Source organism: Parasphingorhabdus sp. DH2-15 (assembly GCF_051668705.1).
GTDB lineage: Bacteria > Pseudomonadota > Alphaproteobacteria > Sphingomonadales > Sphingomonadaceae > Alterisphingorhabdus.
The window spans coordinates 1173510-1187340 of the sequence record NZ_CP196351.1; the positions used below are offsets into that span (position 1 = coordinate 1173510).

The following is a 13831-nucleotide window of genomic DNA, read 5'->3' on the forward strand; positions in this document are numbered from 1 at the left end:
GGCAAATGATTGCCGGCCCTTTTTTGTTGGGCTCTTAACAAAGCATTCATATACAGCACCATAGATGAACCGTTGCTTGAGAGCGATGAACCGTTAGGGGGAAATGGGATGGACAGAAGCGAGAAAGAAGAATTACCACCGAGCCAACCGCCGCTGCGCAAGGAGCGTACACCAGGTGTGAAGCTCTTAATTGCGGCACTTATCGGCTTTTTGCTGATGATACCTTTATTGATGGTATATGCTCTGGTTTATGACCGGCAAAGCCAATCTGAGACTGCGCGGGAATCTATCGCGGAAGGATGGGGAGATGCGCAACTGGTCACAGGTCCAGTTATCGTTATCCCTTATGATAAACAGACAGTCGAACGATATGAGGAAGACGGTATCAACAAAACGCGCACGGTTACCGTAACGCGTTCGCTCTATCTCTCGCCGCTTAACAATACTGTCAAAGTGGATGTAGATGTTGATGCCGAGACTCGGCAAAAAGCGATATACAAATTGCCTGTTTACATTGCGCAAGTTGATGGCACTGCGACATTTGCTATCCCGGAAGATGTTGAACGCTATGGTGTTAAGCGTGAGGAACTAAAGTTCGATCAAGCGGAAATTCGCTTTCCGGTCGCTGATCCGCGTGGTTTGCTCTCTGGCAATAGCCTCTCTGTGAATGGAAAAAATTACGATTTACGCCCAGGTAATGGCCTTGCCATTACCAATGGCGCAGGCTTTTTTGCCTTTCTGGAATGGGATGATGGCAAGCCATTAAAACTAAAATACAGCTACGGTATGAAAGGCAATGATCGCATATCGCTGGCGCCGCGTGGTGAGTTGAGCGATTTTACCGTCACCTCTAATTGGGCACACCCTAATTTCACTGGTGATTTCTTACCAGATGAACGCGAATTGCGCGAAGATGGGTTCACTGCAAAATATGCTATTGCCAATCTGGCATTGGGTGAAGCGCTGGTGGCATTGTCAGACAAAGCCCCTGAACGCCAAATAGATTATGGCAGATATAGTGGCAATAGTGGCTCAGAAACTTGGGCCAATAGCCCCGTAATCGCAATGGTAGAACCGGTGAATCTGTACAGTCAGGTTGATCGCGCTGTAAAATATGGCTTTCTGTTCATTGGCTTTACCTTTCTGACCTTCCTGCTCTTTGATATTATTGCAGGTGCGCGTGTGGCCGCTGCAGAGTATATTTTGACAGGCGCAGGGTTGATCCTGTTCTTCGTCATGCTGCTTGCCTTTGCAGAGGTTTTTGGCTTTGCACTGGCTTATTTTATGGCAGCCGCTGCTATGATCATACTGCTGACGGCCTATAGCGGCGCAGTGTTGGGCAGCCGGAAACGCGCCGGCTTTGTGGGTGCAATATTGGTTGGCCTTTATGCGCTACTCTATGTGCTGCTCAACCAAGAGGCTTATGCATTACTCGTCGGGTCTATGTTGCTGTTCGTAGCATTGGCTGGGGTGATGTTTGTCACACGCAATATTGATTGGTCGGGCTTGGCGCGACCATCAAAGCAGACTGGTGGTAACTAAGCTCATCGCCAAATAAGCGTGTTGGTTTCGCGTCTAGAAACTTGGCGCAAATATAGCATCAGTATGATATGGGCGGGCCAATAGTCCGCCTATTCATTATGTAATCGTGCATAGACTTAGAAGGTTGGTAACGATAAACTTTCCCACCCTTAACTAGGAATTTGGCCATGAATGATATTTTGAGCGGTCCATCATCATCAAAATTTGGTGATGTTTCGGGCCGTGCCAAAGCAATGAATGATCTCGACCATCTGCCGGTTATTGAGTTTCGCTCATCTACGCTGGCTTGGTTGTTTCAATCTGGCGCAGGCTGGGCCTTTTTGATATTTTGCTGTGCGGTTATAGGGGTCGGCGCTTGGTTTGGATATGGCCTCATTGCCGCTGGCATTATTGCTGCGGCTGCTATTCCCTATATTCTTTATCGCCATTTGAAGAATATCACCCATGTTTACTGGCTGGATGGTGATCGCCTGTTTATGCGGCGCGGTATATTGGTGCGTAGCGAAGAAGAGATTGAGCTATACCGTATCAAGGATGTGAAGGTGACGTTCTCTATCATCCAGCAAATGTTTGAAAATGGCGACCTGATTATTTCCTCTTCAGATCGCACCAGCCTTGATAGCAATGGCCGCTCTGAAATCGTTATTAGCAATGTGGTTGATGCACGGGCCATTAGGGGAGAGGTTCGCGACCGTGTAGAGGCCGTGCGTGTGCGCCGAGGCGTGAGAGAATTGGATATAGGCTAGAGCAGAACACTCACTGGTCGAATATACAATAAAGGCGGTTTATAATGGCATTTTGGCAAAATATAGCAGTCCTACCAGCATTGACTCTGGCGATCAGCCCGATAGGGGCACAGGCGCAATTAAGCGATGCAGAGCAGCGCGCAGCCAATAGCGTCGAAACCAGCTTTGAGGCAGATATCACGCTGCTGGAAACCATCGTCAACATCAATAGCGGCACGCGCAATGCGGCGGGTAATCAAAAGGTCATGGCTGTCTTGCGGCCGGAATTTGAAGCTCTGGGCTTTGCTGTGGAATATGTGGATCAGACTGAATTTGACCGTGCAGGCCATTTCTTTGCCGTGCATAAAGGGCGTGAAGATGGCAAGAACATCCTGTTGATTGCGCATACCGACACGGTGTTTGAACAAGACTCTGGCTTTCAGGATTTTGTACGCAATGGTGATAAAGCAACCGGCCCGGGCGTGGTTGATGACAAAGGTGGCATCATCGTTATTTTGTCTGCATTAAAGGCTATGCAGGTGGCAGGAACATTGAAGGCAGCCAATATTGTAGTGGCTATAACTGGTGATGAAGAAGCAGTTGGCCGCCCGATCGCTGGTGCCAGAGCAGACCTTATAAAATGGGGGAAATGGGCGGATATTGCGCTCGATTTTGAAGGGCTTTCTGTTCAGGATGGCCGTGATATGGGCGTTGTTGCACGGCGGTCATCCAATAGCTGGCAATTGGTGACGCGCGGTAAGACAGGGCATAGTTCGGGTATTTTCTCGGCAAATTCTGGCGATGGCGCGATCTTTGAAATGACCCGTATATTATCGCGCTTTCGCAATGAGCTTCCGGAACCCAATTTGACTTTCAATGTCGGTCTGCTTACCGGCGGCGCAGAGGCAGCGCTGGATGAGCAGGGCCTTAAAGCCAGTGCGGCGGGCAAAACCAATATCATCCCTGCAATTGCCATTGCACGCGGTGATTTTCGCACATTGTCGGACGAACAAACAGATCGAATCCGCAAAAAGATGCAGGCAATTGTGGCTGACCATGCACCAGTAACCGAAGCAGAAATTACTTTCAGTCAGGGCTATCCGCCCATGGCTCCAACGGACGGAAACCGTGCACTGCTGGTGCGGCTTAATGATGTGAATCGTGATCTTGGACTGGCGGAACAGCCCGAACTAGATCCTTTGAAACGCGGTGCGGGTGATGTTTCTTTTGTCGCTCGCTATGTTGATGCACTGGCCGGTATGGGACCGGGTGGGCAGGGCAGTCATGCCGACGGAGAAACGATTGACCTGTTGACGATCAAGCGACAGGCGAAACGCGCCGCTCTTCTCATCGGGCGATTGGCCAAGGATTGAGCGGACTTCGTGTTTCAACCAATTTGCCGCATATGGCTCGGACCTTCACTGCTTGGGCGCAGCGGGGAATTTACAACCGCGCTCCTTGCCAATGCCTTTTAGGAAGCTGCGCCGCACGACGCCGGCATATACAGCCTGATCATAACGGCGTTGCTGCGCTGCTGCGCCAGTAATCTCTCTCACAATACCGCGGAACGGGATAAGGCCGCCAAGTAGGGATTTGCCGATTGAACTAGCGGTTTTGCGGCGTTTATCTGCTTTGCTGTCCTCTTCCACAACATCAAGATCGTCACCCAACACTTTGTCCAACTTGCGCACGGCACTGCGAATATCACGGCACGTACGAATATTTTCCAGCGAATAGGGCTGTTCGACAATTTCCTGCAATTCCTTAGGTATCTCTTTTTCTTCAAGATTTAGGTCTTCAGCGGGTTGCGTTGCTACATCTTTGGCGGTTTCGGTGTCTGACTTATCCGGGTCTGCGGTTTGTGCAGAGGCCGATGTCGCCAGTAATAAAGCTGCTGCTAAGCCGGTGGTTTTGCAGAATGTGTTCATCGTTAAATTGCCTTAAAGTGCACGTGCTGAAAATGTATCGCAAGATGCTGGATTGCCGTTTTCCAGGCCGGTTTGAAGCCAGCGCTTGCGCTGTGCAGAAGTACCGTGTGTGAAACTTTCTGGCATGGGGCGGCGTCCGGCATTGCGCTGTAATGTATCATCGCCAATGGCATTTGCAGCAGCCATGCCTTCGGAAATGTCCCCTGGCTCAATGCGCTCTGCATTTCGTGCGGCCCAGACGCCGGCATAGCAATCTGCTTCCAATTCCATGCGAACCTGTAGCGCATTGCTCTCTGCCTTGCTGCTGCGCGCTTGCAAGCGCCTCACTTCTGCGGAGCGGCCTGTGATCGTTTGAATATGATGCCCAACTTCATGCGCGATGACATAGGCCTGTGCAAAGTCGCCTGCAGCTCCGAAGCGCGTCGCCAATTCGTCAAAAAATGTCGTGTCGAGATAGATGCCATTATCGGCAGGGCAATAAAATGGACCCATGGTAGATTGTGCCTGACCACAGCCGGATGTGCCCGTCTGTGAGTAGAAATTCAGCACTGTTGGCTGATAGCGCTGGCCATTTTGCTGGAAGATAGGGGCCCAAGTATCCTCTGTACTGGCCAGAACCTGACATGAGAATTTGCTTTTCTGGTCGATGGCGCAGCTTTCTTCGGCATTGCTGCCGCCAACACCAGCCGATTGCTGTCCAGCAATATCACCGCTGACACTTCCGCCTTGCAGACCGCTGAGCAGAGCCTGTGGATCAGCACCAAAAACGAATACTGCGATCAATCCTATGATGATTGTACCGATGCCGATTTTGCCGCCTCCAACAGAACGTCCGCCGCCCATTGGCAAGCGAAAGCCTCTGCCGCCAGATCCTCGTCCTGCGGAGCCGCGCTGGTCCCTTACATTCTTGCTGGTGCGATAATCATCTAGCCGCATAACGGTAATTCCTCCTAGCTCGCGCCGAACAATAGAGAGATATGATAAAAAGGGGAATAGGCTTTGCGGCAATGGTTGGTGACTGTTACATTATCATCCATTCGGCGTTACGCATATTCTGATGCCAAGACATTCGTCGCCGCAAATCTGTTATATTTTAAGGTCGTCCTTATGACACAATCCCCAGTGCACCCTGCTATCGCCAAACCCGCAACCATTGATCCGGAAAATTGTTCACTGCCTTTGCCTGAAACAGTTGCTCTGGTGCTTCAGGGTGGCGGTGCTTTGGGCTCCTATCAGGGCGGGGTCTATCATGCGATGGTTGAGAGCAATATCCGCATTGACTGGCTCGCAGGAATTTCTATCGGGGCGATAAACAGCGCGATTATTGCTGGAAACCGTTTCGAGGTCGCCCTTGGGCAGATGCGGGCTTTCTGGGAAGAAGTATCCGGCATATTACCCAATTGGCTGACATTGGAAAATGATTGGACGAGAACCGCCAACCATAATTTTGGAGCGTTTACCGCAGCGACCTTTGGTGTGCCGGGATTTTATAAGCCCCATATGCTGCCACCATCTTTCGCCATTCCAGGCAGCGATAATGCGCTAAGCCTTTATGATACCAGCCCAATGATCGAAACGCTCAACCGCTATGTTGATTGGGAGCGACTCAATGACGGCCCAATACGATTATCGGTTGGCGCGGTGAATGTAGAAACGGGCAATTTTCGTTATTTTGATACGCGATCAAAAGATGATGCGGTCAAGATTGATGCACGGCATATCATGGCGTCCGGCGCGCTGCCGCCGGGTTTTGCACCAGTGGAGATTGATGGGCAATATTATTGGGATGGCGGATTGGTGAGCAATACACCATTGGCTTATGTGCTGGAACATCAAACCGAGGATATGTTGATCTTTCAGGTTGATCTTTTCTCTGCAAGAGGGCGCATGCCCAAAAATTTTGGCGATGTGCTCAGCCGCGAAAAAGACATTCGATATTCCAGCCGTACTAGGGCGACAACAGACTATTATCTGGCGCTGCGCCGTGAACATGCGCAATTGCGTGCTCTGTTGGACAAACTGCCCGATAGCATGGCTGAAGACGAGAATGTGAAGGCGCTGCGCGCAATGACAACCGAGCAAGCCGCGAACATTGTTCATCTGATCTATCGGCCACAAAGTTGGGAAAGCGGCGCACGGGATTTTGAATTTTCACGCGCCACGATGGAGCAACATTGGCAGCAGGGGCAGGATGCTGTTCAGGCAGTTATGTCCAAACGCGGCCTTTTGGCGCGCAATATTCTTGATGGAAAGACCGATGCCTTTGATGTGCATAGCCTCACTGAAAACAGCATTGGATAATTTTAGGAAAAGGAAAGGCACATATGTTTCTAAAGGGTAAGACGGCTCTGGTAACGGGTTCAACCTCTGGCATCGGCCTTGCTTATGCACAGGCTTTGGCAAAAGAGGGGGCCAATATCGTGTTAAACGGTTTTGGGGACGCTGATGAGATTGAAGCCATGCGTTCGGAGCTGGCGGGAATAAGTGGCGGTACGGCCCTATATTCTGGCGCTGACCTAACTGATGAGACGGCGATTGCCGATATGTTCGCTTATGCAGCAGCGGAATTGGGCGGCGTAGATATTTTGATTAACAATGCTGGCACTCAGCATGTTGCCAAGGTTGAAGAGTTTCCGGTTGATAAATGGAACCTCATCATCGCGCTTAACCTTAGCGCTGCCTTTCATACATCGCGCTTGGCGATACCCTATATGAAGGAGCAGGGATGGGGGCGAATAATCGCTACGGCATCGGCGCATTCTTTGGTCGCCAGTCCGGGTAAGTCTGCTTATGTTGCGGCCAAACATGCCATTGCCGGATTGACCAAAACACTCGCACTGGAAACAGCTGAGCATGGCATTACCGTTAACGCGATTAGCCCGGGTTACGTTTGGACACCATTGGTTGAAGGTCAGATTCCCGACACAATGGCGACGCGCAATATGACCCGTGAAGAGGTTATCAATGATGTTTTGCTGAAAGCACAACCGACCAAGGAGTTTGTCACCCCCGATCAGGTCGCCAGCATGGCGCTATATTTATGCCGTGATGAAGCCAAAGCGATTACAGGCGCAAACCTTTCCATGGATGGCGGCTGGTCAGTGCAATAAACCGCTGACATCGGCGTGCGGTCTTGCTAGCCTTTGTTTCAGTTCAGGAGAGATATTATGCGTTCATCACACATTAGGCCCGCCACATTGGCATCATGCGCTGCGATTGCCATGGGATTAGCCTCACTTTTTATTGCGCTTGCTGCATCGGCTGGCCAGCCAGACCATGACTCTGGTGCAGCTGCTGGCGGTAAGCTGCGAGCAGATATTGAACGCGATCTGGATTCGCTGGTTGCACTTTATCGCGATCTGCACGCCAATCCTGAGCTTAGCTTTCAGGAGTTTAAGACAGCTGCCAAATTGGCAGAAGAAGCACGCCGTTTAGGCTTTTCAGTAACCGAAGGTGTCGGCCAGACAGGTGTTGTTGCGGTCATGGAAAATGGCCCTGGCCCTGTGGTGATGTTGCGGGCGGATATGGATGGATTGCCTGTCGCGGAACAGACGGGTCTGCCCTATGCCTCCAAAATTATTGCGACGACCGGTAAAGGCATTGAAAGCCCGGTAATGCATGCTTGCGGCCATGATACGCACATGGCGGCATGGGTGGGTACCGCGCGGCAAATGGTAACCCGTAAAGGCGAATGGTCCGGCACTTTGGTGATGATTTTGCAGCCAGCGGAAGAAATTGGCTCTGGCGCTAAGGCGATGCTGGAAGATGGTCTGTTCACCCGTTTTCCAAAACCGGATTATGTTCTGGGTTTCCATGATGCAGCGCAATTTCCCGCAGGAATGATTGGCTATACTTCCGGTTACGCATTGGCGAATGTCGATAGTATCAATGTGCGTGTAAGGGGTATTGGCGGCCATGGTGCATATCCGCAGACCGCCAAAGATCCGGTCGTGCTGGCCAGTCAGATTGTCCTTGGCCTACAGACTATTGTTAGCCGCGAAGTCAGCCCGCAAGAACCTGCGGTCATCACCGTTGGCAGTTTCCGTGCAGGCTCAAAGCATAACATCATTTCTGACGAAGCCAATCTGTTGCTGACGGTGCGTAGCTATAGCGATGAAACGCGCAAAATCCTGCTTGACGGGATAGCACGTGTGGCGCGCGGGCAGGGCATCGCGGCAGGGTTGCCCGAGGACTTGTTGCCGGTGGTGACAGCAGATGACCAATTTACACCATCGACATATAATGATCCTGAATTGACCCAAGATATTGCTGGCCTTTTCACTCAGCGTTTTGGCCCTGAACGGGTTTTCGAAACACCTGCAGTCATGGGCGGAGAAGATTTCAGCCAGTTCCGCCGCGCCGACCCTGACAATATCCAAAGCCTGATTTTCTGGGTTGGCGGTGTAGCAGAAGAAGACCTTGCAGCGGTCAATGGCGATAGATCGAAACTGCCTTCGCTGCACAGTCCCTTCTGGGCACCTGATGCTGAAAAAGTAGTGTCGACAGCAACGGAAGCGATGACAGCAGCGACCCTGAAACTCATGGCCAAATAGGTTATTTTTTCTGGTTAGCGTGAGATTACGTCTTGTGTAGCCAAGGATGGGTTTTGCGGCCCTGAGCGATCTGGGAGAGGTCCTGGTCGGATAACGCCGTCTGCACGCCCTTTTCTTGGGCTGACAGGCGCACTGGCTGTGGCCGGTTTTTTGTCTTCCTGAAAATCTTCACCGGCAAACCCGCTATTCGGATCAATGAAAGGCGAAGAGGCAAAGGGGTCATTTGTGCCCTCTGGAACAGCAAAAGGGTCTTCGCCGTCTTGTTCATCATAATAAATTTCGTCTTCTACAAAGCCCGGGTCTGGCGCTTCTAGAGGATCGGGTGCTTGGCGAGAGAAAACCTGATTTGGCCGCAACTTGTCTTTCGGCTTTTCAACCTCTGCTACCTGCACAGGTTCTGCACTTTTGCTAAAATCGCTGTTCAGATTACCCGCTAGCAAAGCAATCATTACCAGCAGGACTGCGGCAGCGCCTAATAATGGTTTCAGCATTTTCTTTTCCGTCGGCTTATAATGATCAGATCTGGTCATAGCCTAAGGACGTAAAGTAAAGTTTAAGCAAGACGGGCTTTTCTATGCTGGTGTTAATATACAAAATCGCCAGAGCATTTCTGCTCTGGCGATCGGGGCAAGGCCCAGGCTTTCCTCCCCAGGAAAGAACCTTATTATGGAAATGCCGGTCTAAATTTGACCGATCATTTCCACTTTGAGCAGCTTATGCCGCTTCTTTTTTAAATTGGTCAGCCTCAGTGCTTTCAGCCAATGCTGTTGTTGAGCTTTGGCCGCCGCCAATGGCCGTTGCTACTTTGTCGAAGTAACCCGTGCCTACTTCGCGCTGGTGGCGTGTGGCGGTATAACCATTTGCTTCTGCGCTGAATTCTGCCTGCTGCAGCTCTGAATATGCCGCCATGCCGCGGTCTTTATACCCGCGTGCCAGTTCAAACATGCCATAGTTGAGCTGGTGGAAACCGGCGAGCGTAACAAATTGGAATTTGTAACCCATCGCGCCCAATTCGCGCTGATATTTGGCGATAGTGTCTTTGTCCAGATTGGCTTCCCAGTTGAAACTTGGTGAACAGTTATAGGCCATCATCTTGCCGGGGTGCGCTTTTTGGATAGCTTCTGCAAAGCGCTTTGCATCATCAAGATTAGGTTTGGATGTTTCCCACCATAACAGATCAGCATGTTCCGCAAAGGCTATACCGCGCTTGATGCAATGGTCTACCCCAGTGCCTTCTTTAAGGCGGAAAAAGCCTTCAGGTGTGCGTTCGCCGGTCAGGAATTCGTGATCGCGTTCATCAACATCAGATGTTATCAGTTTGGCACTTTCCGCGTCTGTACGAGCACAGATAACCGTTGGTACGCCGCAAACATCGGCAGCCATACGTGCAGCGTTCAAATTGCGAATATGTGCCTGTGTGGGGATAAGAACCTTGCCGCCCAAATGGCCGCATTTCTTTTCAGATGCTAATTGATCTTCAAAATGAACACCCGCAGCGCCAGCCGCAATATAGGCCTTCATAATCTCAAAACAGTTAAGCGGGCCGCCAAAACCAGCCTCTGCGTCGGCCACAATGGGGGCGAACCAATCACGCGTAACATTGCCTTCACTATGCTCAATCTGGTCGGCACGCTGCAACGCATTGTTAATTTTTTTCGCCAATTCGGGGCCTGCATTGGCGGGATATAGGGATTGGTCAGGATACATGGCACCAGCAGTGTTAGCGTCTGCCGCAACTTGCCAACCAGAAAGATAAATGGCTTTCAAACCTGCGCGGACCATCTGCATGGCCTGATTACCACTCATTGCGCCGAGTGCATTGACATAATCTTCGTTCTTCAAAAGATCCCACAGCTTTTCTGAGCCGCGGCGTGCCAGGGTATATTCGATTTGAACAGAACCACGAAGTTTCTCAACTTCATCTGCGGTGTAATTGCGGTTGATGCCGTCAAAGCGGCCATTTGTTGTGGGAACGAGATCGGAGAAGTTTGTCATTTTTGTAAACCTTTTTTCAGGGAGGGCACATTCTTGATACGGCCCATCACCGATTCCCTTGCATTTTTTCTGTAAATCTTTGTGTAAAAAAATTTGATCAGTAAAAATAAACTTGTGTTGTTGTAAACATATTGACAAAATAGAGTCATGCACACCGATCGCCTTTACGCCGGCATGGCACTGAAAAGATTGCGCCAGACTCAGGGGTTAACCCAAACGGCTATGGCCCGTGCTCTGACAATATCGCCGAGCTATCTCAACCTGCTGGAGAAGAACCAAAGACCGCTGACGGCCCGGCTCATGCTGCAATTGGCAGAGCGTTTTGGATTCTCACCGCAACAATTGCTCGAGGAGAATCCTGGAGGCGGCGTAGATAGCCTAGCCAGCAAGTTAGCGACGGGAGCGTTTGCCGATCTGGATATTGATCGTGATATGATCGCTGACTGGATGGTTGGTGCCCCGCAGCTGGTAGAGGCGTTTAGCAGAGCGTTTGAAGGCGGTGTGGCTGCGACAGGTGGGCAGGACTTGGCCTCTGGGCATATCGCGCTCGACCTCGTTAGGGCAGAAATTGAACGGCGGCAAAATCACTATCCCGATATCGATGCACAGGCTGAGATATTAGCGGATAGTTTGCGCGCAGCCAATAATGATATCTTCGCTGCTTTGAGCGCAAGGTTAAGGGAAAAGCACCAGATCATGATTCGGGTCTTGCCTGAAGACATTTTGCCGGAATATCTGCATCGATTCGATATGCATGCGCGGCAATTGCAGCTTGCGGAAATGCTGACGCAGGAATCACGGACTTTCCGTGCGGCCTATCTTGTCGCGCAACTTGAATTTCGCGATGAAATTGAACTGCTGGCACAAAGTGCGAAATTTGGTGATGACGCGGCAGAGAAGCTCTATCGACGGCATTTGTTCAGCTATTTTGCCGCTGCCATTGTTATGCCATATGGACGCTTTTTGCGTGCTTGCGACCAGACAGGATATAATATTGTTGTTTTGCAGCGCCGATTTGGCGCGAGTTTTGAGCAAGTTGCGCATCGGCTAACAACATTACAGCGTGTGGGGCAGCGCGGCCTGCCTTTCTTTATGATCAAAGTTGATCGCGCCGGCCAATTCTCCAAACGTTATAGCGGGGCCAGCGGCACGGCATTGACTCAAAGCACGGGAAGCTGCCCATTGTGGCAGATTCACTATGGTTTTTCAGCTTCAGGCAATATTCGAAGCCAATTGGTGGAAACAGAGGATGGCACGCGTTGGCTAACCTTGGCGCGGATCGTTGGCGGTCAATCCGTTTATGGCCTTGGCAGAGCGGATCAGGCTGCGGAACATGTTATTGGTCTGGGTGTGCGGGCAGATTTTATCGAACAGCTCACGCCCGGTTATACGCGCAATATTCAGCCGGAAAAGGCAACACCTATCGGGACAGGATGCCGTTCCTGCATAAGAGATGACTGCCGCCAACGTGCAGAACCACAAAGTTTACAAAGGCTGCATATAGACGAACAGTCCGCGCTCAGGATACCTTTTGCCTCTTGGAACATCCAATAAGCGCCGATCGTAATTGCACTGGCAGTGTAACGATCATTGTATTGTGCAAAAATAGTTTGCAAAAGCATAGTGTGTAAAATTAACCGACACTTCACCAGTTTTGTCTATGGCGTCTGGGAAGCCATTATTGAGAGCGCCCACACACATGTTTCGATTGTTCAAACACTATGTTCCACATGCCGTTGTGCTGCTTGGTCTTATAGACTTTGTGCTGCTATTCTTAGCCGCAGAATTGGGTTGGCAACTGCGCACGTCACAATTGGCGATTGATAGCGGCAACTTTGCTGATCGTATGGTGCCGATTTTTAGTTTTGCTGTTTTGCAACAGGTGTCAATGATATCAGTCGGGGTCTATGGTACAGATGCTTTGCTGCGTCTGCGCTTTGCCATTGCGCGTTTGGCAGTCGCCATATCGCTTGGCATCATATTGTTATCACTCATGTTTTTCCTGATACCGGGCAGTACACTTTGGCGTTCCATATTGTTGTACGCGATGATTTTTTCCATCGTCTCATTGGTTGCTAACCGGATATTACTCAACGGCATATTGGGTATGGGCGCTTTTCGTCGGCGGTTATTGGTTTTGGGGGCAGGCAATCGTGCGCAGCGGATTTTGGAACTTGGTGAGCGTAGCGACGCTGGTTTCGTCGTGGTGGGCTTTATCGATATGGGCAATGGTGAGCCTGTTATTGAAGAAGCCTTGGCGCGCTCAGCGATTAAGAATTTTGCCCGCTATGTTGAAAAGCTGAATGTCAGCGAGGTGGTGTTGGCTCTTGAGGAACGGCGCAATGCGCTTCCTTTACAAGATTTGTTGCGCATCAAAACACTGGGCGTGCATGTTAATGATTTATCGAGCTTTTTTGAGCGGGAAACTGGTCGCATCGATCTCGACTCTGTTGATCCAAGCTGGCTGATTTTCTCTGACGGTTTTTCCTCTGGCCGCTGGCTTTCCAGCATCGCAAAACGGCTTTTCGATATCACAGCCAGTGTCATTTTGCTGATACTTTTTGGTCCAGTGGTGGCATTATTTGCTCTGCTAGTGAAATTGGACAGCAAGGGGCCGGCCTTTTTCCGGCAAGAGCGTACGGGCCTTTACGGCCAGCCATTTTACATTACAAAATTGCGCTCCATGCGCACGGATGCTGAGGGCGATGGCAAAGCTGTATGGGCGCAGGCTAATGACCCTCGTATTACGCGTATAGGGCGATTTATTCGCAAAACCCGTATTGACGAACTGCCGCAAGCCTGGAGCGTGTTAAAGGGTGAAATGAGCTTTGTTGGTCCTCGGCCTGAACGTCCGCAATTTATCTCTGAACTGCAAACACAAATACGCTATTATAATGAGCGGCATGTCGTGAAGCCAGGGATTACCGGTTGGGCACAGATCAATTATCCCTATGGCGCGTCGATTGATGATGCTCGGCAGAAGCTGGAATATGATCTTTATTATGCCAAAAACTATACTCCGTTTCTGGATATATTGATATTGTTGCAGACATTGCGGGTCGTGCTTTGGGCGGATGGTGCCCGTTAA

12 protein-coding genes are annotated in these 13831 nt (G+C 50.5%); 8 read left to right on the forward strand and 4 right to left on the reverse strand.

Annotation, left to right across the window (positions count from 1 at the left end):
* The first annotated feature begins 108 nt into the window (after positions 1-108).
* The 3 genes from creD (at position 109) to ACR9YC_RS05495 (ending at position 3640) form a co-directional block, all read left to right on the forward strand.
* Positions 109-1542, forward strand: coding sequence for a cell envelope integrity protein CreD (gene creD, locus ACR9YC_RS05485; RefSeq protein ID WP_438730928.1), 1434 nt, complete (start codon positions 109-111; stop codon positions 1540-1542).
* 167 nt (positions 1543-1709) lie between these two features.
* Positions 1710-2288, forward strand: a complete 579-nt coding sequence (locus ACR9YC_RS05490; protein WP_438730931.1) for a PH domain-containing protein — start codon at positions 1710-1712, stop codon at positions 2286-2288.
* A 44-nt stretch (positions 2289-2332) separates the two neighbouring features.
* Complete coding sequence (locus tag ACR9YC_RS05495) at positions 2333-3640, forward strand: M20/M25/M40 family metallo-hydrolase (RefSeq protein ID WP_438730933.1); 1308 nt, start codon at positions 2333-2335, stop codon at positions 3638-3640.
* A gap of 45 nt (positions 3641-3685) precedes the next feature.
* Here the strand turns inward: ACR9YC_RS05495 and ACR9YC_RS05500 are convergent, their stop codons facing one another.
* Positions 3686-4195 carry a hypothetical protein gene (locus ACR9YC_RS05500; protein WP_438730935.1) on the reverse strand — a complete coding sequence of 170 codons (510 nt, stop codon included), beginning with the start codon at positions 4193-4195 and terminating at the stop codon, positions 3686-3688.
* 12 nt (positions 4196-4207) lie between these two features.
* Entirely contained in the window at positions 4208-5131 is a 924-nt protein-coding gene (gene ypfJ, locus ACR9YC_RS05505) for a KPN_02809 family neutral zinc metallopeptidase (RefSeq protein ID WP_438730938.1), read from the reverse strand.
* 171 nt (positions 5132-5302) lie between these two features.
* Here ypfJ and ACR9YC_RS05510 point away from each other — a divergent pair, with 171 nt between their 5' ends.
* Genes ACR9YC_RS05510 through ACR9YC_RS05520 form a run of 3 tightly spaced genes read left to right on the forward strand, consistent with a single transcriptional unit; the run spans position 5303 to position 8748 of the window.
* Positions 5303-6496, forward strand: coding sequence for a patatin-like phospholipase family protein (locus ACR9YC_RS05510; RefSeq protein ID WP_438730941.1), 1194 nt, complete (start codon positions 5303-5305; stop codon positions 6494-6496).
* A gap of 23 nt (positions 6497-6519) precedes the next feature.
* Positions 6520-7305: a 3-hydroxybutyrate dehydrogenase gene (locus tag ACR9YC_RS05515; protein WP_438730944.1), complete on the forward strand. Its 786-nt coding sequence runs from the start codon at positions 6520-6522 to the stop codon at positions 7303-7305.
* Between the two features lie 57 nt (positions 7306-7362).
* Entirely contained in the window at positions 7363-8748 is a 1386-nt protein-coding gene (locus ACR9YC_RS05520; RefSeq protein WP_438730947.1) for an amidohydrolase, read from the forward strand.
* A 14-nt stretch (positions 8749-8762) separates the two neighbouring features.
* Here the strand turns inward: ACR9YC_RS05520 and ACR9YC_RS05525 are convergent, their stop codons facing one another.
* Positions 8763-9278, reverse strand: a complete 516-nt coding sequence (locus ACR9YC_RS05525) for a hypothetical protein (RefSeq protein WP_438730949.1) — start codon at positions 9276-9278, stop codon at positions 8763-8765.
* Between the two features lie 184 nt (positions 9279-9462).
* Positions 9463-10743, reverse strand: coding sequence for an isocitrate lyase (gene aceA / locus ACR9YC_RS05530; RefSeq protein WP_438730952.1), 1281 nt, complete (start codon positions 10741-10743; stop codon positions 9463-9465).
* 147 nt (positions 10744-10890) lie between these two features.
* Here aceA and ACR9YC_RS05535 point away from each other — a divergent pair, with 147 nt between their 5' ends.
* Both ACR9YC_RS05535 and ACR9YC_RS05540 read left to right on the forward strand, forming a co-directional pair.
* Entirely contained in the window at positions 10891-12297 is a 1407-nt protein-coding gene (locus ACR9YC_RS05535; RefSeq protein ID WP_438730955.1) for a helix-turn-helix domain-containing protein, read from the forward strand.
* Between the two features lie 145 nt (positions 12298-12442).
* Complete coding sequence (locus ACR9YC_RS05540; RefSeq protein WP_438730958.1) at positions 12443-13831, forward strand: TIGR03013 family XrtA/PEP-CTERM system glycosyltransferase; 1389 nt, start codon at positions 12443-12445, stop codon at positions 13829-13831.

Coding starts and splice junctions, on each gene's coding strand:
- ACR9YC_RS05495 (WP_438730933.1), top strand. CDS start 2,333: ATGGCATTTTGGCAAAATATAGCAGTCCTACCAGCATTGACTCTGGCG.
- ACR9YC_RS05535 (WP_438730955.1), top strand. CDS start 10,891: ATGCACACCGATCGCCTTTACGCCGGCATGGCACTGAAAAGATTGCGC.
- ACR9YC_RS05490 (WP_438730931.1), top strand. CDS start 1,710: ATGAATGATATTTTGAGCGGTCCATCATCATCAAAATTTGGTGATGTT.
- ypfJ (WP_438730938.1), bottom strand. CDS start 5,131: ATGCGGCTAGATGATTATCGCACCAGCAAGAATGTAAGGGACCAGCGC.
- ACR9YC_RS05515 (WP_438730944.1), top strand. CDS start 6,520: ATGTTTCTAAAGGGTAAGACGGCTCTGGTAACGGGTTCAACCTCTGGC.
- ACR9YC_RS05540 (WP_438730958.1), top strand. CDS start 12,443: ATGTTTCGATTGTTCAAACACTATGTTCCACATGCCGTTGTGCTGCTT.
- creD (WP_438730928.1), top strand. CDS start 109: ATGGACAGAAGCGAGAAAGAAGAATTACCACCGAGCCAACCGCCGCTG.
- ACR9YC_RS05525 (WP_438730949.1), bottom strand. CDS start 9,278: ATGACCAGATCTGATCATTATAAGCCGACGGAAAAGAAAATGCTGAAA.
- ACR9YC_RS05510 (WP_438730941.1), top strand. CDS start 5,303: ATGACACAATCCCCAGTGCACCCTGCTATCGCCAAACCCGCAACCATT.
- ACR9YC_RS05500 (WP_438730935.1), bottom strand. CDS start 4,195: ATGAACACATTCTGCAAAACCACCGGCTTAGCAGCAGCTTTATTACTG.
- aceA (WP_438730952.1), bottom strand. CDS start 10,743: ATGACAAACTTCTCCGATCTCGTTCCCACAACAAATGGCCGCTTTGAC.
- ACR9YC_RS05520 (WP_438730947.1), top strand. CDS start 7,363: ATGCGTTCATCACACATTAGGCCCGCCACATTGGCATCATGCGCTGCG.